General features: G+C 74.2%; 21 protein-coding genes. 15 read left to right on the top strand and 6 right to left on the bottom strand.

The features are described 5' to 3' along the window. The first annotated feature begins 3 nt into the window (after positions 1-3). From AC02VZ_RS18110 to AC02VZ_RS18150, 9 genes are all read left to right on the top strand, one after another. Positions 4-432, top strand: a complete 429-nt coding sequence (locus tag AC02VZ_RS18110) for a gas vesicle structural protein GvpA (RefSeq protein WP_432056343.1) — start codon at positions 4-6, stop codon at positions 430-432. Beyond that, entirely contained in the window at positions 429-1,202 is a 774-nt protein-coding gene (locus AC02VZ_RS18115) for a GvpL/GvpF family gas vesicle protein (RefSeq protein WP_432056344.1), read from the top strand. The genes AC02VZ_RS18110 and AC02VZ_RS18115 overlap by 4 nt, the downstream gene beginning before the upstream one ends. Positions 1,203-1,206: 4 nt before the next feature. Then, on the top strand, positions 1,207-1,473 hold the full coding sequence (locus AC02VZ_RS18120) for a gas vesicle protein GvpG (RefSeq protein WP_362094622.1): 267 nt from the start codon (positions 1,207-1,209) through the stop codon (positions 1,471-1,473). Further along, complete coding sequence (locus AC02VZ_RS18125) at positions 1,470-2,102, top strand: DNA primase (protein ID WP_432056345.1); 633 nt, start codon at positions 1,470-1,472, stop codon at positions 2,100-2,102. Before AC02VZ_RS18120 ends, AC02VZ_RS18125 begins: the two co-directional genes overlap by 4 nt. After that, complete coding sequence (locus tag AC02VZ_RS18130) at positions 2,099-3,358, top strand: SRPBCC family protein (RefSeq protein WP_432056346.1); 1,260 nt, start codon at positions 2,099-2,101, stop codon at positions 3,356-3,358. The genes AC02VZ_RS18125 and AC02VZ_RS18130 overlap by 4 nt, the downstream gene beginning before the upstream one ends. Next, complete coding sequence (locus AC02VZ_RS18135) at positions 3,355-3,693, top strand: gas vesicle protein (protein WP_432056347.1); 339 nt, start codon at positions 3,355-3,357, stop codon at positions 3,691-3,693. The genes AC02VZ_RS18130 and AC02VZ_RS18135 overlap by 4 nt, the downstream gene beginning before the upstream one ends. Continuing rightward, positions 3,690-4,478 (top strand): GvpL/GvpF family gas vesicle protein, encoded by a 789-nt coding sequence (locus AC02VZ_RS18140; RefSeq protein ID WP_432056348.1) that lies wholly within the window; start codon positions 3,690-3,692, stop codon positions 4,476-4,478. The genes AC02VZ_RS18135 and AC02VZ_RS18140 overlap by 4 nt, the downstream gene beginning before the upstream one ends. Continuing rightward, positions 4,475-4,663 carry a gas vesicle protein gene (locus tag AC02VZ_RS18145; protein WP_362094610.1) on the top strand — a complete coding sequence of 63 codons (189 nt, stop codon included), beginning with the start codon at positions 4,475-4,477 and terminating at the stop codon, positions 4,661-4,663. The genes AC02VZ_RS18140 and AC02VZ_RS18145 overlap by 4 nt, the downstream gene beginning before the upstream one ends. 101 nt (positions 4,664-4,764) lie before the next feature. After that, positions 4,765-5,028: a gas vesicle protein K gene (locus AC02VZ_RS18150; protein ID WP_164338051.1), complete on the top strand. Its 264-nt coding sequence runs from the start codon at positions 4,765-4,767 to the stop codon at positions 5,026-5,028. Between the two features lie 50 nt (positions 5,029-5,078). Here AC02VZ_RS18150 and AC02VZ_RS18155 read toward each other — a convergent pair whose 3' ends face one another. Together AC02VZ_RS18155 and AC02VZ_RS18160 are read right to left on the bottom strand one after the other, a co-directional pair. Then, a complete protein-coding gene (locus tag AC02VZ_RS18155; protein ID WP_164338052.1) occupies positions 5,079-5,249 on the bottom strand; it encodes a hydrophobic protein in 171 nt (56 codons plus the stop codon). A 46-nt stretch (positions 5,250-5,295) separates the two neighbouring features. After that, positions 5,296-6,117 carry a methyltransferase domain-containing protein gene (locus AC02VZ_RS18160; protein WP_432056349.1) on the bottom strand — a complete coding sequence of 274 codons (822 nt, stop codon included), beginning with the start codon at positions 6,115-6,117 and terminating at the stop codon, positions 5,296-5,298. 437 nt (positions 6,118-6,554) lie between these two features. Between AC02VZ_RS18160 and AC02VZ_RS18165 the strand changes: the two genes are divergently transcribed. Continuing rightward, positions 6,555-8,174, top strand: coding sequence for an ABC-F family ATP-binding cassette domain-containing protein (locus AC02VZ_RS18165; protein WP_432056350.1), 1,620 nt, complete (start codon positions 6,555-6,557; stop codon positions 8,172-8,174). Positions 8,175-8,270: 96 nt separating this feature from the next. On the opposite strand, the gene AC02VZ_RS18170 is transcribed toward AC02VZ_RS18165, so the two are convergent. Beyond that, positions 8,271-9,467, bottom strand: coding sequence for a baeRF2 domain-containing protein (locus tag AC02VZ_RS18170; protein ID WP_432056351.1), 1,197 nt, complete (start codon positions 9,465-9,467; stop codon positions 8,271-8,273). Between the two features lie 61 nt (positions 9,468-9,528). Between AC02VZ_RS18170 and AC02VZ_RS18175 the strand changes: the two genes are divergently transcribed. Continuing rightward, positions 9,529-9,816: a DUF6158 family protein gene (locus AC02VZ_RS18175; RefSeq protein ID WP_432056352.1), complete on the top strand. Its 288-nt coding sequence runs from the start codon at positions 9,529-9,531 to the stop codon at positions 9,814-9,816. A gap of 499 nt (positions 9,817-10,315) precedes the next feature. Here AC02VZ_RS18175 and AC02VZ_RS18180 read toward each other — a convergent pair whose 3' ends face one another. The 3 genes from AC02VZ_RS18180 to AC02VZ_RS18190 form a co-directional block, all read right to left on the bottom strand. After that, positions 10,316-10,867 carry a type 1 glutamine amidotransferase domain-containing protein gene (locus AC02VZ_RS18180; RefSeq protein ID WP_432056353.1) on the bottom strand — a complete coding sequence of 184 codons (552 nt, stop codon included), beginning with the start codon at positions 10,865-10,867 and terminating at the stop codon, positions 10,316-10,318. 164 nt (positions 10,868-11,031) lie between these two features. Next, complete coding sequence (locus tag AC02VZ_RS18185) at positions 11,032-11,457, bottom strand: CBS domain-containing protein (RefSeq protein ID WP_432056354.1); 426 nt, start codon at positions 11,455-11,457, stop codon at positions 11,032-11,034. Positions 11,458-11,544: 87 nt separating this feature from the next. After that, on the bottom strand, positions 11,545-11,937 hold the full coding sequence (locus AC02VZ_RS18190) for a DUF2795 domain-containing protein (protein ID WP_432056355.1): 393 nt from the start codon (positions 11,935-11,937) through the stop codon (positions 11,545-11,547). Between the two features lie 194 nt (positions 11,938-12,131). Here AC02VZ_RS18190 and AC02VZ_RS18195 point away from each other — a divergent pair, with 194 nt between their 5' ends. From AC02VZ_RS18195 to AC02VZ_RS18210, 4 genes are all read left to right on the top strand, one after another. After that, complete coding sequence (locus AC02VZ_RS18195) at positions 12,132-12,281, top strand: hypothetical protein (RefSeq protein WP_432056356.1); 150 nt, start codon at positions 12,132-12,134, stop codon at positions 12,279-12,281. Between the two features lie 224 nt (positions 12,282-12,505). Further along, the gene (locus tag AC02VZ_RS18200) at positions 12,506-13,306 is read left to right on the top strand and encodes an RNA polymerase sigma factor SigF (RefSeq protein ID WP_432056357.1); all 801 of its coding nucleotides are present in this window, start codon (positions 12,506-12,508) and stop codon (positions 13,304-13,306) included. An 836-nt stretch (positions 13,307-14,142) separates the two neighbouring features. After that, on the top strand, positions 14,143-15,048 hold the full coding sequence (locus tag AC02VZ_RS18205) for a hypothetical protein (protein ID WP_432056358.1): 906 nt from the start codon (positions 14,143-14,145) through the stop codon (positions 15,046-15,048). A 252-nt stretch (positions 15,049-15,300) separates the two neighbouring features. Then, a complete protein-coding gene (locus AC02VZ_RS18210) occupies positions 15,301-16,548 on the top strand; it encodes an aminotransferase class I/II-fold pyridoxal phosphate-dependent enzyme (protein ID WP_432056359.1) in 1,248 nt (415 codons plus the stop codon). Positions 16,549-16,760: the final 212 nt, after the last annotated feature.

A 16,760-nucleotide genomic window follows, 5' to 3' on the forward strand; every position in this document is an offset into this window, starting at 1 on the left:
GAAATGACAGTCGTACCGGCACAGCAATCCGGCGGCGGAGGCGGCAGCAGCGGCCTCTACGACGTGCTTGAGCTCGTCCTGGACAGGGGGCTCGTCATCGACGCATTCGTGCGCGTGTCCCTGGTCGGCATCGAGATCCTCAAGATCGACGTACGGGTCGTCGTCGCCAGCGTGGACACCTACCTCCGCTTCGCCGAGGCGTGCAACCGGCTCGACCTGGAGGCCGGGCCGCGCAAGGACCCGGGTCTGCCCGACCTGGTCGGAGAGATCACGGAATCGGGCGCCCGGGGCAAGTCCAAGGGGGCGCTGTCCGGCGCCGCCGAGACCATCTCGGACGCGTTCAAGCAGGCACGAGGCGAGTCCGAGCAGGAGAGCGAGTCCCGCCCGCGGGCCCGTAAGAGCACCTCCTCGCGCCGGAAGGAGGAGCAGTGAGCACCTACGTGTACGGCATCACGTCGAGTTCGCACCCCGCCCTGCCGGAGAACATGGGCGGTGTCGGCGACCCGCCGCGCCCCGTCCGGCTGCTGACCGTGGGCGGTCTGACGGCGGTGGTCAGCGACGCCCCCGACGGGCTGCGCCCGAAGCGGCGGGAACTGCTCGCGCACCAGAACGTGCTCAGCGAGACGGGTGCCGCCGGCTGCGTCCTGCCGATGCGCTTCGGTTCGGTCGCCGAGGACGACGACGCGGTGACGGCGGTGCTCGCCGAGCGCGCCGGGCACTACGAGGAGCGCCTGCGGGCCCTCGACGGGTGCGTCGAGTACAACGTCAAGGCCAACCACGTCGAGGAGGCCGTGCTGCACCACGTGATGGCCGGGAACCCCGAGATCCGTGCCCTCGCCGAGGCCAACCGTCAGGCGGGCGGCGGCAGTTACGAGGACAAGATCCACCTCGGGGAGATGGTCGCCGGTGCGGTGCAGGCCCAGGAGGCCGAGGACGGCGCCGCCGTGCAGCAGGCCCTGGAGCCGGCCGCGGACGCCGTCAGCGTGGGCCCCGAGTCCTCGGGCTGGCTCGCCAACGTCTCCTTCCTGGTGAAGCGGGACTCGGCCGAGAACTTCCTGGCCGCCGTGGAGCAGGTGCGCAAGGACATGCCCCACCTGGAGGTGCGGCTCAACGGTCCGCTGCCGCCGTACAGCTTCGTGGAGCCCGGCCCGGCCGAACCCGCGGCCACCACGGCGGGCGGGGCGGACGCCGGAGCGGGGTGACGTCATGGGTCTGATCTCGGAGGTCCTGCTGCTGCCGTTCGCCCCGGTGCGCGGCAGCGGCTGGGCCATCCGGCAGGTGCTCCGGGAAGCGGAGCGCATCTACTACGACCCTGCCACGATCCGCGCCGAGCTGGCGCGGTTGGAAGAGCAGTTGGAGGCCGGAGAGATCACCGAGGAGGAGTTCGACCTGCAGGAGGACGAACTCCTCGACCGGCTGGAGACCGCGACCCGCGCAGGCGCGGGCACAGGGGACGGGACGGCACCACAATGAATCGAACGGGACTCGGCCTCGCGATCGGGGCCGGCTATCTCCTCGGCCGGACGAAGAAGCTGAAGATGGCGCTCGCCGTCGGCGGACTCGTCGCGGGGAAGAAACTCAACCTCAGCCCGCGCATGGTCGCGGACCTGGTCTCCCAGCAGTTGCGGGACAACCCGCAGTTCAAGGAGATCGGTGATCAGCTCCGCGGTGATCTGAGGGGTGTCGGCAAGGCGGCCTCCGGCGCGATGATCGAGCGTCGGCTCGACTCCCTCGCCGACCGGCTGCACGGCCGCACCGCGCAGATGCGCGACCAGCTCGCGGGCGACGGCTCGAAGGACCGGGACCACGACGAGGAGCCCGACGAGCGCGACGAGCGGGACGAGCGGGACGAGGAGCCCGAGGACCGCGACGACGCGGAGGACGCGGGCGAGGACACCGGGGAAGCCGCGGCGCCCGCCAAGAAGGCGGCGAACAAGGCCCCGGCCAAGAAGGCACCCGCGAAGAGGGCGCCCGCCAAGAAGGCGCCCGCGAAGAAGGCCGCGCCGGCCAAGAAGACCGCGAAGAAGACCGCCGCCAAGAAGACGACGGCCGCCACGCGCGGCGCCGGCTCCCGGGCACGGAAGGGAGGCGGTGAGGAATGAGCGACACACTCGGCTCGGCCACCGGCGCCGCCCGCGACGGGGCGAAGCAGAACCCGCTCGCCGACGTCGCCCACAGCGAGGCCGCCGACCGTCTCAAGGCCGAGGTGCAGGAGTACCTCGCGGCCCAGGCCACCCGTCTGCTGACCGGGGTCGGCCGCAAGCTGGGGGAGACCACCAACAAGCTGAACGACATCGCCGAGGGCAACAGCCCCGGCTTCGCACAGCTCGCACTCGACGGAGGCCGCAAGATCGCCGAGGGCAAGGGCCCCCTGCGCAGCGCCGTCGAGGTGGGCGCCTCCCGCGCCAAGGACAACGTCATGGGTGCACTGAAGGGCCTGGGTGGCGGCGGCGGAGGCAAGAGCAAGCGCAAGCGCTCCGCCGGCAAGAAGCCCACCGTCATCATCGAGCAGATCGACATCGGGGTGCCGGTGCGCACCGCCTACGACCAGTGGACGCAGTACCAGGACTTCAGCACCTTCGCCAAGGGCGTCAAGAGCGCCAACAAGTCCGACGACACCACCTCGGACTGGCAGGCCAAGGTCTGGTGGTCCAACCGCAGCTGGAAGGCCCAGACCACCGAGCAGGTCCCCGACGACCGCATCGCCTGGACCTCCGAGGGCGCCAAGGGCACCACGAAGGGCGTCGTCTCCTTCCACCACCTCGCCGAGAACCTCACCCGGGTGCTGCTGGTCATCGAGTACTACCCCTCGGGGTTCTTCGAGAAGACCGGCAACATCTGGCGCGCCCAGGGCCGCCGGGCCCGGCTCGACCTGAAGAACTTCGCCCGCTTCATCACCATCAAGGGCGAGGCGGAGGACAGCTGGCGCGGCGAGATCCGCGACGGTGAGGTCGTCCGCAGCCACGAGGACGCGATCGAGGAAGAGGAGCAGGAGGAGCAGGAGCGGGACGACGCCGACGCCCCCGAGGGCGAGGCCGGTGACGAGGTTGACGGCGAGGAGGAGCCCCGGGACGACACGGAGACGGACGAGGCCGAGGACGACGAGGCCCCCGACGCCGAACACGACGAGGAGCCCCCGTCCGACGAGGAGCCCGAGGACGAGCCGGACGCCGAGTACGAGGACGAGCCGGAGGCCGAGGACGCCGAGTACGACGACGAGCCGGAGGCCGAGGACGTCGAGGACGCCGAGGACGGCTACGAGGAGTCGGACGAGCCCGAGCAGGACGCCGAGGGCTACGAGGACGAGTACGAAGACGAGGACGAGTACGAGGACGCCGAGGGCGGGAGCCGGCGATGACCACCCCCCGTCGGGTTCCCGATCCGTACGCCGGCCAGGGCACCGGTGCCAATCTGGCCGACATCCTGGAGCGGGTGCTCGACAAGGGGATCGTCATCGCGGGTGACATCCGCATCAATCTGCTCGACATCGAACTGCTCACCATCAAGCTGCGCCTCATCGTGGCCTCCGTCGACAAGGCGAAGGAGATGGGCATCGACTGGTGGGAGACCGACCCGGCCCTGTCCTCGCGTGCCCGCAGGGACGAACTCGCCCGGGAGAACGCCGAGTTGCGTGAACGCCTGGCCCGGCTGGAGGAGCTGGAGCCCCGGCGCGCCCAGGAGGAGGCCCCGTGACCGGACTGCGGTACGTCTACGCCGTCTGCCGCCCCTTCGGCACTCCGCTCCAGGCCCAGCTGACCGGGGTGGCCGGCGCGCCGCCCCGGCTGCTGGGCCACCGCGATCTGGTCGCCGTGGTGAGCCACGTGCCGGAGGCCGACTTCGCCGAGGAACCGCTGCGCGCGCACCTGGAGGACCTGGACTGGCTCACCGCCGTCGCCCGCGCCCACCAGGGCGTCATCGACGCCCTGACGACCGTCACCACGCCGCTGCCGCTGCGTCTCGGCACCGTGTTCCGGGACGACAGCGGCGTCCGCACGATGCTCCAGACGCGCGAGGAGGGGTTCCTGCGCACCCTGGACCGGCTCGCGGGCCGCGTGGAGTGGGGCGTCAAGGTGTACGTGGAGGAGGAACCCCCGCCGGCGGTGCCCGCGGCGAAGCCCGCGTCCGGCCGCGACTACCTGCGGCAGCGCCGCCTGCAGACCCGGTCGCGCGAGGACGTGTGGCGGAAGGCAGAGACCTTCGCCGCCCGGCTCCACGAGACCCTGCGGGAGCATGCCGAGGATTCCCGGCTGCACGCGCCCCAGAATTCCACCCTGTCCGGCGCCTCCGGACGGAATGTGCTCAACGCGGCCTATCTTGTTCCGCGGGCGGATTCCGAGGCGTTCGTGGAAAGGGTGGAACGGACGAAGGACGGTATGCCCGGAATTCGGGTGGAACTCACCGGGCCGTGGGCGGCCTATTCGTTCGCCGGTGAGGAATCCGCCGCCGGTGAGGAATCCGCCGTGGGGGAGGGGCCGTGACCGTCGTCGAACACCGGGAGATCGCCCTGGTGGACCTGCTCGACCGGCTGCTGGCCGGCGGTGTCGTCATCACCGGCGACATCACCCTGCGCATCGCCGACGTGGATCTCGTCCGCATCGACCTGAACGCCCTCATCAGCTCCGTCAACGAGAACGTCCCGTCCCCCTTCGAGGAGCTGCTGTGACCCCGGGACCGTACGGCGAGCACCCCGACGAGCGCCACGCCGGGCACGCCGGGCACGCCGGGCACGGCGGCGGACGGCCGCACCGGGGACGCCGCCACCACATGGACCTGGAGCCCGACACGGTCGAGCGCGACCTGGTCAAACTGGTGCTCACGGTCGTGGAACTGCTGCGTCAGCTCATGGAACGCCAGGCCCTGCGCCGCTTCGACGTGGGCGACCTGACAGAGGAGCAGGAGGAGCGCGTCGGGCTCACCCTGATGCTGCTGGAGGAGCGCATGACGGAACTGCGCGAGCGCTACGGACTGCGGCCCGAGGACCTGAACCTGGACCTCGGGCCGCTCGGACCGCTGCTGCCCCGGGACTGACGTCCCGGGGCACGGTCACCGGTACCTCACCTCGGGAACCGGCCGGTGCCTCACCACCGGTACCAGCGACCCCGGCCTCCGCCCGCCGTCGTGCTGCGCATCACGAAACCCAGCAGCCATACGACCAGCACGGCCACGGCTATCCACCAAAGAGCCTTGACTGCGAATCCCGCACCGAAAAGGATGAGGGCCAGCAGAAGTACGAGCAGAATCGGAACCATAGTGTCATCAACCTCCTGACACCTCTGATTGCCCCGAATTCGAGTTTCAGACTTCCTTGCGGCAGAGAATTTCGCCGTGCAGCACGCTGAACCACCCGTCGTCCCGTGCTCCCCATTCCCGCCAGGCGTCCGCCACCGCCGCCAGGCCGGCGCGGGTGGTGAATCCGCCGTCGACGGCCCGCCCGGCGTAGGACGAGGCCACGGTCCGGTCCGCCCACAGTCCGCTCCACCAGGCCCGCTCGGCCGCCGTGGAGAAGGTCCAGGCGGACGCGGTGGCGGTCACGTCGGTCAGCCCCGCCGCGAGCGCCCACGCCCGGAGCCGCCGCCCCGCGTCGGGTTCGCCCCCGTTGGCGCGGGCGACCCGCCGGTACAGGTCCAGCCACGCGTCCAGCCCGGGGGAGGACGGGTACCAGGTCATGGCGGCGTAGTCGGCGTCCCGCACGGCGACCAGCCCGCCGGGCCGGGTCACCCGCCGCAGCTCCCGCAGCGCCCGCACCGGGTCGCCGACGTGCTGCAGCACCTGGTGGGCGTGCACCACGTCGAAGCTGTCGTCGGGGAAGCCCAGGGCGTGCACGTCGCCCACGGCGAAACGGACGTTCGTCAGTCCCCGCCCGCCGGCCGTGGCCCGCGCCCGCTCCAGGATCCCGGGCGCCCGGTCCACGCCCGTGACGTGCCCGTCGGGCACCCGTTCCGCCAGGTCGGCGGTGATGGTGCCGGGACCGCAGCCCACGTCCAGGATCCGCATGCCGGGCCGCAGGGCGCCGAGCAGGTACCCCGCGGAGTTCTCCGCCGTGCGCCAGGTGTGCGACCTGAGGACCGACTCGTGGTGCCCGTGCGTGTAGACGGCACTGTCCTGCGGTGCGGACATCGTGCTCCACTCCTTCCGATGGCGGGCTGCCGGGAACGACGGTCCTCACCGTACGCCGGTCAACCGCATGATGAGACAGGCGTCTTGGATTGTGGACGTGCCGCTCGGCGGTCCCTGCCGTCCCACGGGGCGCGACGGCTTCCCACCGGGCTCCCCACCGGACCGCACGGCCTACCGGCACGCTGGCTTCAACGGCTACCGACTTCACGGCGGTACCGGTCTCACGGCCTACCGGTCTCACGGCCTCACCAGCCCCGCTGAGACCGGCCGGCCCCGACCCGCCCGGCCCGCTCCCGGCCCGCTCCCCTTGACCCCGACCTCACCGGCCACCGAACGCGCCCGGCTCACCGGCCGCCCGGCCGCCGGACGCGCCCGGCCTCACCACCCGCCCGTAAAGGGTTTGCTCCCCGCCCGCGCTCCCCGGACAATCGCCTTCCATGGGTCACCTGGAAGCCGCACACCTGGAGTACTACCTCCCCGACGGGAGGCCGCTCCTCGGCGACGTCTCGTTCCGGGTGGGGGAAGGCGCCGTCATGGCCCTGGTGGGCCCCAACGGTGCGGGCAAGACGACCCTGCTCCGCCTGCTGGCCGGCGAACTGAAACCGCACGGCGGTTCCGTGACCGTCTCCGGCGGCCTCGGCGTCATGCGCCAGTTCGTGGGCTCCGTGCGGGACGAGAGCACGGTGCGCGACCTCCTCGTCTCGGTCGCCACCCCCCGGATCCGCGAGGCGGCCCGCGCCGTCGACCGGGCCGAGCACGCCCTGATGACCGTCGACGACGAGGCCGCCCAGCTCGACTACGCCCAGGCGCTCGCCGACTGGGCCGAGGCCCGCGGCTACGAGGCGGAGACCCTGTGGGACATCTGCACCACGGCCGCCCTGGGCATGCCCTACGACCGCGCCCAGTGGCGCCAGGTGCGCACCCTCTCCGGCGGTGAGCAGAAGCGGCTCGTGCTGGAGGCCCTGCTGCGCGGCACCGACCAGGTGCTGCTCCTCGACGAGCCCGACAACTACCTCGACGTACCGGGCAAGCGCTGGCTGGAGGAGCGGCTCGCGGAGACCCGCAAGACCGTGCTGTTCGTGTCCCACGACCGCGAACTCCTCGCCCGCAGCGCCCAGCGCCTCGTGTCGCTGGAGCCGAGCCCCACCGGCGCCGACGCCTGGGTGCACGGCGGCGGCTTCGCCACCTACCACCAGGCCCGCCGGGAACGCTTCGCCCGCTTCGAGGAACTGCGCCGACGCTGGGACGAGAAGCACGCCCAGCTGAAGAAGCTGGTACTGAACCTCCGTCAGGCCGCCTCCGTCAGCCCCGACATGGCGTCCCGGTACCAGGCTGCACAGACCAGGCTGCGCAAGTTCGAGGAGGCCGGGCCGCCCCCGGAACCGCCCCGGGAGCAGGACATCACCATGCGGCTGAAGGGCGGCCGCACCGGTGTCCGCGCGGTGACCTGCGAACGGCTCGAACTGACGGGCCTGATGCAGCCCTTCGACCTGGAGGTCTTCTACGGGGAGCGGGTGGCGGTGCTCGGCTCCAACGGATCCGGCAAGTCGCACTTCCTGCGCCTGCTCGCCGGGGACGAGGTCCGGCACACCGGTGACTGGCGGCTCGGCGCCCGCGTCGTCCCCGGGCACTTCGCCCAGACGCACGCGCACCCCGAACTGGAGGGCCGCACGCTCCTGGACATCCTGTGGAAGGAACACGCCCAGGACCGGGGAGCCGCCATGTCCCGGCTGCGCCGCTACGAACTCACCGGCCAGGCCGAGCAGACCTTCGACCGGCTCTCCGGCGGACAGCAGGCCCGCTTCCAGATCCTCCTGCTGGAACTCCAGGGGGTCACCGCGCTGCTGCTCGACGAGCCGACCGACAACCTCGACCTGGAGTCGGCCGAGGCACTCCAGGAGGGCCTGGAGGCGTTCGAGGGCACCGTCCTCGCCGTCACCCACGACCGGTGGTTCGCCCGCTCCTTCGACCGCTTCCTGGTCTTCGGCAGCGACGGCCGGGTCAGGGAGACGCCGGAGCCCGTCTGGGACGAACGCCGGGTGGAACGCGTCCGCTGACCAGCACCCCCGCACGACGGGGGGAGCCCCCACGGCCGACAGCCGTGAGGGCTCCCCCCGTCCGTCGGCTCCCTTCGGTGCCGGCGGGACCGCCGCTCACTTCCAGCGCAGCAGGGCCCCCAGTCCGCCCACCGGCGCGTCCGTGGACGACGGGTCCAGCGTCGCCCCGTCGGCTGCGCCGTCGCCCGGGCCGGCGTCCCGGTCCCGGTCCAGGTCCCCGCTCGGGTCCCGGTCCAGGTCCGCGCCCACGACCAGCGCGGAGGCGTCCGACATCGCCGCCGACCGGATCAGCGCGTCGTCGGCCCGGGCCGCCCAGGACCGCTGCTCACCCAGGACCTTCAGCTCCGTGCGCCGCACCGCGACCTGGTCGGGGTCCTCCCCGATCCACACCTCACGGCGCCCGTCCGGCGCGCCGGGACGGATCAGCAGTTCGTCGATGCGGTGCTCGCGCGCCGCCTCCACCAGCGCCGGGACGCCCTCGACGGCCGCCGCCCGGCCCTCGTCGTCCGGGGCCCGCGCGGCCAGGAACCGCTCCAGCTCCGCCGCCTCCCGCTCCCGTACGTGCGCGGTGCGCAGCCGTTCCACGTCGTCGTCCAGCAGCCGGCTCCCGCTGCCGTGCGACGCCTCCACCACCATGCCGTGCAGCCGTTGCGGCAGCCGCTCGCGCACCGCCCGCCGTTCACGGTCGTCCCCCACCAGGATCAGCAGGTCGGCGCCGCTCTCCTCCTGGCACACGGCGAGCGCGTCGGCGATCTCCGCCGCGTTGTGCTCCCAGGTGTTCTCGACCCGCAGCTGGAAATGCCGCTCCGACCAGTCCGCGGTGGCGGTCCGGTGCACCGGCCACTGCCGCCCGGTGACCCCGCCGGCGTCGTCCCGGCCGAGGACGCTGCGCAGCTCGAAGTCCGCGCCCTTGCGGTCGACGTAGGCCACCACCGCCACGGGGTCCTCCCCGGCCAGTTCCAGCAGCGGCGCCACCCGCGGCAGGGCCGCCCAGCGGGCCCAGTCACCGCCCTGCGGCGGCCGGGCGAGCGGCGCCTCCAGCACCACCTCGCCGTCCCGGGCGAACACCACCCGGCCGTCCGGTCCGGAGAAGCGCGGCGCCTCGTCGACGGCTTCCAGCACGGCCCGGCACGTCGCCTCGTCCGCACCCTGGTCGGCCAGGTCCCGGGCCATCGCCCGGGCCGTCAGGTGCCGCTGGTGCGCCGCGTCCTCCGTGTGCCGGGAGGTGTCGACGTACACGGAGGCCCAGGGGCCGGGACGTTCGTAGAGTGGGTGCAGAAACGCGAGATCCATGGGTCCCTCCCGGAAACCGCTCGGGGTAGTGCTCGTGCTGCCGGGCGGGTACCCGGACACCATGGACGAACACGACGAGCGGGGCACCCCCATGACCGGTATCGAGCCCGACCGCCTGGACGACCAGCAGCTGATGAAGGAACTGGAGACGATCCACCGCACGCGTCACGACACGCTGCTGTACGGCTCCGACGACGCGCTGCGCACGCACAACGGGCGCATGGCACAGCTGGAGGGCGAGTACCTGCGCCGCAACCCGCGCCGCCCGGTGGCCGCGGGCCGCACCCGCGAAGGCGCGCGGGAACGCACCGGTTCGGACGCCGCGGCCCCGTCGACCCCGGGCACCTGACAGCCGGGAGCGCCGGAGCCGTCGTTCGGCCTCCGGGCCGGTGCTCTCAGCCGGGGCCGCGGACTCGCCGGCCCCGGAGGCTCCTGACCGGGCGCTCCCGTACGGGGTCTCCCGTCCGGGCCTCCCGGCCCCGGACTCTCCGGCCCCGGACCACCCTGTCCCTGCCCGGGCATCCCGTCCCGGGTCCCTTCTCACGCCTCCCGTCCCGGGCCTTCTCATGTCTCCCGTCCCGGGCCTCCTTGCTCCGGACCTCCCGCCCCCGGGCTCCCCTCTCGGCCGTCCGGGCCCCTCCGGTCGGCGCGGGGCTCGGCCACACCGCGGGGTGCGCGGGGTGAGCCCGCGTCCGGAGACACCGCGGGGCCCGCTCGGGTGAGCGGGCCCCGCGAGGGGGTGGCGGACCGCCGGCCGGGACCGGGCCGCCGTCCGTGGGGGCGGGTGGCCCCGGTGGCGCGGCCGGTCGGGCGGTCGCGCCACCGCGCCGCCGCGCCGCCGCGCAGGCTCAGGCGACCGCCTGCCTCTCGCGGGCGAAGACCTCGACGAAGGTCTCGCAGAACGCCTTCAGGTCGTCCGGCTTGCGGCTGGTCACCAGCTTGGAGGGTGCGTGGTCGCACACCTTCACCTGCTCGTCCACCCAGGTGGCGCCCGCGTTGCGCAGGTCCGTCCGCAGGCTCGGCCAGCTGGTGAGCACCCTGCCGCGCACCACGTCCGCCTCGATCAGGGTCCAGGGTGCGTGGCAGATCGCCGCGACCGGCCGTCCCTGGTCGAAGAAGTCCCGGACGAAGGCGACGGCCTGGTCGTCCATGCGCAGGAAGTCGGGGTTGGCCACTCCGCCCGGCAGCACCAGGCCGTCGAAGGAGTCCGCCGACGTCTCGCCGACCACCTCCTGCACGGGAAACGTGTCCGCCTTGTCGAGGTGGTTGAAGGCCTGGATGCGGCCGGACCGCGTCGACACCAGCACGGGCTCGTGCCCGGCGTCCACCGCCGCCTGCCACGGCTCGGTCAGCTCGACCTGCTCCACGCCCTCGGGTGCGGTCAGAAATGCGATACGCATCGTGTTCCTACGTCCTTCCTCAGTCGTTCCTTCGTTCCTTCGTTCCTTCGTCCACTCGCCCGTGGCCGTGCTCACGAGCCTCTCCGTACGCCTGTTCACAGGGCTCTGTGCATGCGTCGGTCCGCGGGTTCGTCCACGGGGTCACGGGTGTTCTCGCGCGTGGGTCACGTCCGCTCGTCGGGATCGGCGCGGCTGATGCCGGCGAGCGCGGACTCCGGGTCGCGGGCCTCGGCGAGGTCGCCGAGGCTCACCACGCCCACCGGAAGCCCGTTCTCCACGACCGGGATCCGCCGTACGGCCTGGTCGCGCATCAGCCGGGCGGCCGTCGACACCGGGTCGTCGGGGGCCAGGATCAGCGGGTCCGGCGTGCACACCGACACGGCACTCACGCCCTGCGGGTCGCGCCCGTCGGCGACCGCCCGGACCGTGATGTCCCGGTCGGTGAGCACGCCGACGACCCGCTCGCCGTCGGCCACCACCACGTCGCCGATGTCCTGCGCGCGCATGAGCTGCGCGGCCTCCGCGATCGAGGCGTCCGGGCGCACGGCGACGACACCCGGAGTCATCACGTCCTTGACGTACTGCGTCATGGCGGGGTCTCTCCTCCACATCCCCGGTGGTCCGGTGCATCACGGGCCGGTCCGGCCGGCGCCGCGATGCCCCGGGGACACCGGTCGCTAGGCGTTCTCCGTCTCCCGTGACCGGGTCAGCGCCTCGGCCAGCTCCTGGACGTTGGCGTACCGGGCCTGCCGGGGCAGGCGTTCCAGGGCCTCGACCAGCGCGTCGGGGGCGTGCCGCCGGGTCAGGGCGCGCATCAGCTCCCGCGGTCCGGCGGGGAACGGCGCCCGCCCCAGGATCCTGGCCAGCTCCAGCCGCACCGACTCCATCGACGTGGGCGCCCGGCTCGGTGTCACCGGGCCGTACGCGACCTCCGGGTCGTCCTCGGCGGACGGCTCCGGGTCGTGCCACTCCTCGGCCCGGGTCGGGTGGCCCGAGCGGAGCAGCCCCTGCAGTTCGTGCTTCATCTCGTCGTCGCGGTGGACGCTGAGCCGGTCACTGCCTCGCTGCATGTCTCCCTCCAGCTCCTTCGGGGGTCCGCACCGCGTACCCGCCGGGCGGAGGCCGACACCGTGTTCCGGCCGGCGGATCGGCACATCCCCGGCGGGTACGGCGAACGGAACGTTCGGGACGCCCCCGGTTTGCGCCCGGCGGTGGCGGTGACCCGGCACCACGGCCCCCCACGAGCCTTCTGGAAGGACTGGCCATGGCGGTGCTCGCCGTGCTCATACCGGTACTCATGCTCGGCATGCTCCTGATGATGGGGCGTTACGAGGATCTCGTGCTGCCGAGGGAGGCCGATCCCGACGCCGTGCCGGATCCCGAGGCGGTGACCGCCGCGGCCCTGAAACCCTGACCTGCGCACCGGTCGCGGACCGGACCCGCGGCCCACCAACCCGTCCGAGGGTTTCCGCGCCGCCGGGGTTTGCCGGGGACACGGGCGGGCAGGCGCACTCACAGTGCTTCGGACAGGAGGCACGTCCGTGATGCGGCTCCGCCGCCCGGCGCGCCTGTCCCGAAGAGGGCGTGCTGCACGGTGACCGTCCGTCCCCCAGCACTCCCAGGGAGTTGCGACGCACCATGCCGACCCGTTCGAACACCAGGGCACACCCCCACGACGACGCTCCCGACACCGCCGAGGCGTTCCGACGCCTGGCCGGTCTCCCTCCCGGCCCCGAACGCGACGCGCTCCGCGACGAGATCGTCGAGGCGTGGCTCCCCATGGCCGACCGCCTCGCCGGGCGCTTCCGCAGCCGCGGCGAGAGCTACGACGACCTGCGCCAGGTCGCCGCGCTGGGCCTCGTCAAGGCCGTCGACCGCTACGACCCGGACCTGGGCAACGCCTTCGAGAGCTACGCCGTCCCCACCATCACCGGCGAGATCAAGCGGCATTTCCGCGACCACATGTGGACCCTCCACGTCCCCCGCCGCGTGCAGGACCTGCGCAACCGTGTCCGCCATGCCACGCAGGACCTCTCCGCGACGATCCCGGGCCGCCGGCCCACCGTGGCCGAGATCGCCGAGCAGGCGCACCTCAGCGAGGAGGACGTGCGCGCCGGCCAGGAAGCCCTGGAGAGCTTCACCGCGCTGTCCCTGGACGCGGAACTCCCCGGCAGCGACGACGGCTACTCCCTCGGTGACGCCCTCGGCGGCCCCGACCCGGCGCTGGACGTCGTGGTCGACCGCGAGGCCGTCAAGGACCGGCTGGCCGCCCTCCCCGAGCGCGAGCGGGCCATCCTCTACATGCGGTTCTTCGACGACATGACCCAGAGCCGCATCGCCGAGCAACTGGGCATCTCCCAGATGCATGTCTCCCGCCTGATCACCCGCTGCTGCGGCCGGGTCCGCGACGAGGTGCTGAGCGAGGGGGACAAGGGCTGACGCCGACGCGAGCGGCGGCTCCCGGCCGGTGACCACCGCCCCGGTGACCGCCCCGGTGGCCGTCGGCCGGTGACGGTCGCCCCGGCCGGCCTCGGCGGGTGACCGGCGGGTGGCTCCGGTCACCCGCCGGACCGCGAGCGCCGGTCGCCGTGCCACCTGCGCACGGCGGCCGGCGCTCGCGCACGTCTTGCCCCCGACCGGCCTTCGGCGCCGAGGGCCGGCCGAGGGGGCCGGAGCGGCGCTTCCCCGGCGCTTCGGGGGCGAGCCGCTCCGGGGGAGCGCCCCTCCCCGGCCTCTCCACCTCCACGACCTCCAAGAGACCTCCCCACCTCCCCCCTCTCCGCCCCGCCGACCGGTCCCTCCCGGCCGCCTCCGTCGCCGGACCGTCCGTTCGCAGCGGGCCGCGCTCCCCAACTGATCGGAGCCCGTTCGGGGGCCGATTCGCGGTCACCTGAGGCCGTTCATCGCCCGTCCGCCCGTCCGCCCGTCCGCCCGCCCGTCCGCCCGGAGGCCGATCGGCCGGGGCCTGTTCGTCCGGCCGCCGAGCCGGTGCGGACCCGACGCGCACGCCGCCACGCGGACCGGGGGCGCGTCGTTCACCCGGTCGGCCCCGGTCCGTCGCGCGAATGGGGCCCGGCCGCGCGCGGAGCGCCCGGTGCGGGGCTGTGATGGACCGCGGGGCGCGAACCCCGCGCCCCGCGCCACGCGGGACCACCCACGCGCCCGCCGTCCTCGCGGACCGCACCGGCGTCGCGCCGCCCCACCTGGCGGGTGGGCGATTCCGCGGGGCCCCGGGCGCGGTCGCCGCGCCCCCGCCACCGCTCGAAGGAGCCCCCATGCGCCGCACCGCCAGCGCCCTGACCGCCGTCGCCGTGGCCGGCACCGCCCTGGGCGTGCTCGGCGGCCTCGCGCCCGCGGCCTCCGCCGCCGATCCGCGCGCCGAGGTCAGCCCGGGCAGTGCCAGGCCCGGCGGCTCCGTCACCGTCACGGTCACCTGCGCACCGACCGGCGGACCTGCCCCGCAGACCCTCCAGGCGGCCTCGGAGGCGTTCACGGGCGGCGCGGCGACCCTGACCCTGCTCCCCGGCGAGGAGAGCGCCGGCCCCACCTACAAGGGCACGGCCACCCTCCCGGACGCCACGCACTTCGCGCGGGCGGGCGCCGCCGGCACCGGCACGGCGGGTGAGGTCCCCGAACCCCCGGGCAGCGAGATCCCGCCGCCGGACAGCGTGCCGGAGATCCCCGACCCCGAGCCCGGGGCGGAGGACGACCTGCTCGGCGCGTTCCCCGCGATCCCCGACGCGCCCCTCGACGAGTCCGGCACCGTCGACGACTCCTCGGACGACCTCTCCGTGGAGTTGGACGAGGAAGTGTCCGAGGCCCCCGAGACCCTGTCGGCGCCCGGCGGCGGCATCCGGTGGACGGTCCACGGCACCTGCCCGGCGGCACCCGGCGGGAAGGGCACCCCCTGGAGCGTGACCTTCACCGTCACCGTGCACTCCGGCGGCACCCCCACCCACACCCCGACCCGTACACCCGCTCCCGTGCCGACCCCCTGCCCCGGTCACCGCGACGGCCACTGCGGAGCGACCACCCCGCCGGGCGGCGTGCACGCGGGGGACGGCGGCGCCTTCACCGACTCCGTGCCCGCACTGGCGGCCGGCGGACTGCTGATCGCCGGAGCGTTCGGCGCCGCCGCGCACCGGGTGTACCGGGACCGGACCGCCCGCGAGGAGGGCTGACCCCGGCCCGGCGCCCCGGCGAGCCCACGGCCGCACCACTCCCGCCCGTCGCTTCCCGCACCGTCGGCCCGCCCCGGCACCCATGGCCCGGCCGCCTCCGGGGTAACCGACGGACCGGAGGGTACGAGAGCACCGGATCGCGGGACGGGCCCCCCGGCCGGGGGGCCCGTCCGGGGGAGTGGACACCCCCAGCAGGCACTACAGCAGCACACCTGTACCACGGCGGACACCAGGGACTGCGCGGAGGCAGGCATGCGACGGACGGATCCGCAGGGACACGGCCCCGTCCGCTTCGGGCCGGCCGTCCCCGAGGACGGGCTGCCCGTCCTGCCGGAACTGGCCGCCGTGATCGCCGCCGCCGCGACCCGTGCCGAGGCCGAGCCCGTCGGCGGGGGAGCGGCGCTGCTGGACGCCGCGTGCGGCCACGCGGAGCGCCGCGGCCTGCCGGCCACCGCCGACCGGGTCGCCGTCGCCCCCGGCGCCCCCGCGCTGCTGGTCGCGCTGACCGCCGCCGTCGGCGGCGACGTCCTCGTGCCGAAGCCGTGCGCGGCCTGGTGGGTCCCGTACGCCCACCTGCTGGGCCGCCCCGCCTACCACGTCCCGACCCCGGCCGAGAGCGGCGGCGTCCCCGACCCGTACGCCCTGCTGGAGACGGTGCGCAGGGTGCGGGAGGAGGGCGGGGACCCGCGGCTCCTCGTGCTGTCCGTGGCCGACGACCCGACGGCCACCGTCGCCCCGCCGGAACTGCTGCACGCCACCCTGGAGGCGGCCGTCGGCGAAGGGCTCCACCTGGTCAGTGACGAGACCTGGCGGGACACCCTGCACGCACCGCGGGACACCGTGGTGCTCAGCCCCGCCGAGATGCTGTCGGACCGGGTCACCGTGGTCTCCGACCTGGCGGGGACGCTGCTCCCGCCGGGCTGGCCCGCCGCGGTGGCCCGGTTCCCGGCGGGCGGATCGGGCGCCGCGCTGCGCGCGCGGGTGCTCGACGTGCTCACCGCCCTCGACGCGTCCGTGGCCGCGCCCGTCGCGGTGGCCGCCGGGTACGCGCTGTCCGAGCCGGAACCGGTCACCGCGCGCGCCGCCGCCGCGACCCGGCTGCACGCACGGGTGGCCGCCGCCGCCCACGCGGCGCTCGTCGACGCGGGCGCCCTGGTCCTGCCTCCCCAGGCCGGCCGGCACCTCTACGCCGACCTGACCTCGCTCGGCCCCGGGCTCGCCGCCCGCGGCGTCGGCGACGCCCAGGAACTGGAGGACTTCCTCTCCACCCGCCTCGGCATGCCCGCCCCGGGCGGCCACCGTTTCGGGGACGACCTGGAAGCGCCGCGCGTGCGTCTGTCCACGGCGCCGCTGCTGGGCGACACCCCCGGCGAGCGGGCGGAATGCCTCGACGCGCCCGACCCGCTGGTCCTGCCCCAGGTGCGGCGCGCGCTGCACCGCCTCACCTCCGTCCTCGACGACCTCCGTGACGACGCCCGGCGATGGGAGACCCCTCGATGACGCGACAGTCCGAGTCGACCACGAGCCGCACGGCGGCCGGCCGGGCCCCGAGCGACTGGGCCCCGAGCGGCCGGGCCCCCGCCGACCCCGCTCCCGCCCCCACCGGCCGGTCCGCGACCGGTGGCAGCGGGATCGATGGCAGCAGGACCGGCGGGAGCGGGGCCGGCGGAGCGACGACCGGCGGGACGACGACCGGCGGGACGACAACCCTG

It is taken from the genome of Streptomyces sp. 3-6 (assembly GCF_056323165.1).

Coding starts and splice junctions, on each gene's coding strand:
- AC02VZ_RS18110 (WP_432056343.1), top strand. CDS start 4: ATGACAGTCGTACCGGCACAGCAATCCGGCGGCGGAGGCGGCAGCAGC.
- AC02VZ_RS18185 (WP_432056354.1), bottom strand. CDS start 11,457: ATGACGCAGTACGTCAAGGACGTGATGACTCCGGGTGTCGTCGCCGTG.
- AC02VZ_RS18135 (WP_432056347.1), top strand. CDS start 3,355: ATGACCACCCCCCGTCGGGTTCCCGATCCGTACGCCGGCCAGGGCACC.
- AC02VZ_RS18180 (WP_432056353.1), bottom strand. CDS start 10,867: ATGCGTATCGCATTTCTGACCGCACCCGAGGGCGTGGAGCAGGTCGAG.
- AC02VZ_RS18175 (WP_432056352.1), top strand. CDS start 9,529: ATGGACGAACACGACGAGCGGGGCACCCCCATGACCGGTATCGAGCCC.
- AC02VZ_RS18125 (WP_432056345.1), top strand. CDS start 1,470: ATGAATCGAACGGGACTCGGCCTCGCGATCGGGGCCGGCTATCTCCTC.
- AC02VZ_RS18170 (WP_432056351.1), bottom strand. CDS start 9,467: ATGGATCTCGCGTTTCTGCACCCACTCTACGAACGTCCCGGCCCCTGG.
- AC02VZ_RS18120 (WP_362094622.1), top strand. CDS start 1,207: ATGGGTCTGATCTCGGAGGTCCTGCTGCTGCCGTTCGCCCCGGTGCGC.
- AC02VZ_RS18155 (WP_164338052.1), bottom strand. CDS start 5,249: ATGGTTCCGATTCTGCTCGTACTTCTGCTGGCCCTCATCCTTTTCGGT.
- AC02VZ_RS18150 (WP_164338051.1), top strand. CDS start 4,765: ATGGACCTGGAGCCCGACACGGTCGAGCGCGACCTGGTCAAACTGGTG.
- AC02VZ_RS18195 (WP_432056356.1), top strand. CDS start 12,132: ATGGCGGTGCTCGCCGTGCTCATACCGGTACTCATGCTCGGCATGCTC.
- AC02VZ_RS18205 (WP_432056358.1), top strand. CDS start 14,143: ATGCGCCGCACCGCCAGCGCCCTGACCGCCGTCGCCGTGGCCGGCACC.
- AC02VZ_RS18165 (WP_432056350.1), top strand. CDS start 6,555: ATGGGTCACCTGGAAGCCGCACACCTGGAGTACTACCTCCCCGACGGG.
- AC02VZ_RS18210 (WP_432056359.1), top strand. CDS start 15,301: ATGCGACGGACGGATCCGCAGGGACACGGCCCCGTCCGCTTCGGGCCG.
- AC02VZ_RS18200 (WP_432056357.1), top strand. CDS start 12,506: ATGCCGACCCGTTCGAACACCAGGGCACACCCCCACGACGACGCTCCC.
- AC02VZ_RS18160 (WP_432056349.1), bottom strand. CDS start 6,117: ATGTCCGCACCGCAGGACAGTGCCGTCTACACGCACGGGCACCACGAG.
- AC02VZ_RS18130 (WP_432056346.1), top strand. CDS start 2,099: ATGAGCGACACACTCGGCTCGGCCACCGGCGCCGCCCGCGACGGGGCG.
- AC02VZ_RS18190 (WP_432056355.1), bottom strand. CDS start 11,937: ATGCAGCGAGGCAGTGACCGGCTCAGCGTCCACCGCGACGACGAGATG.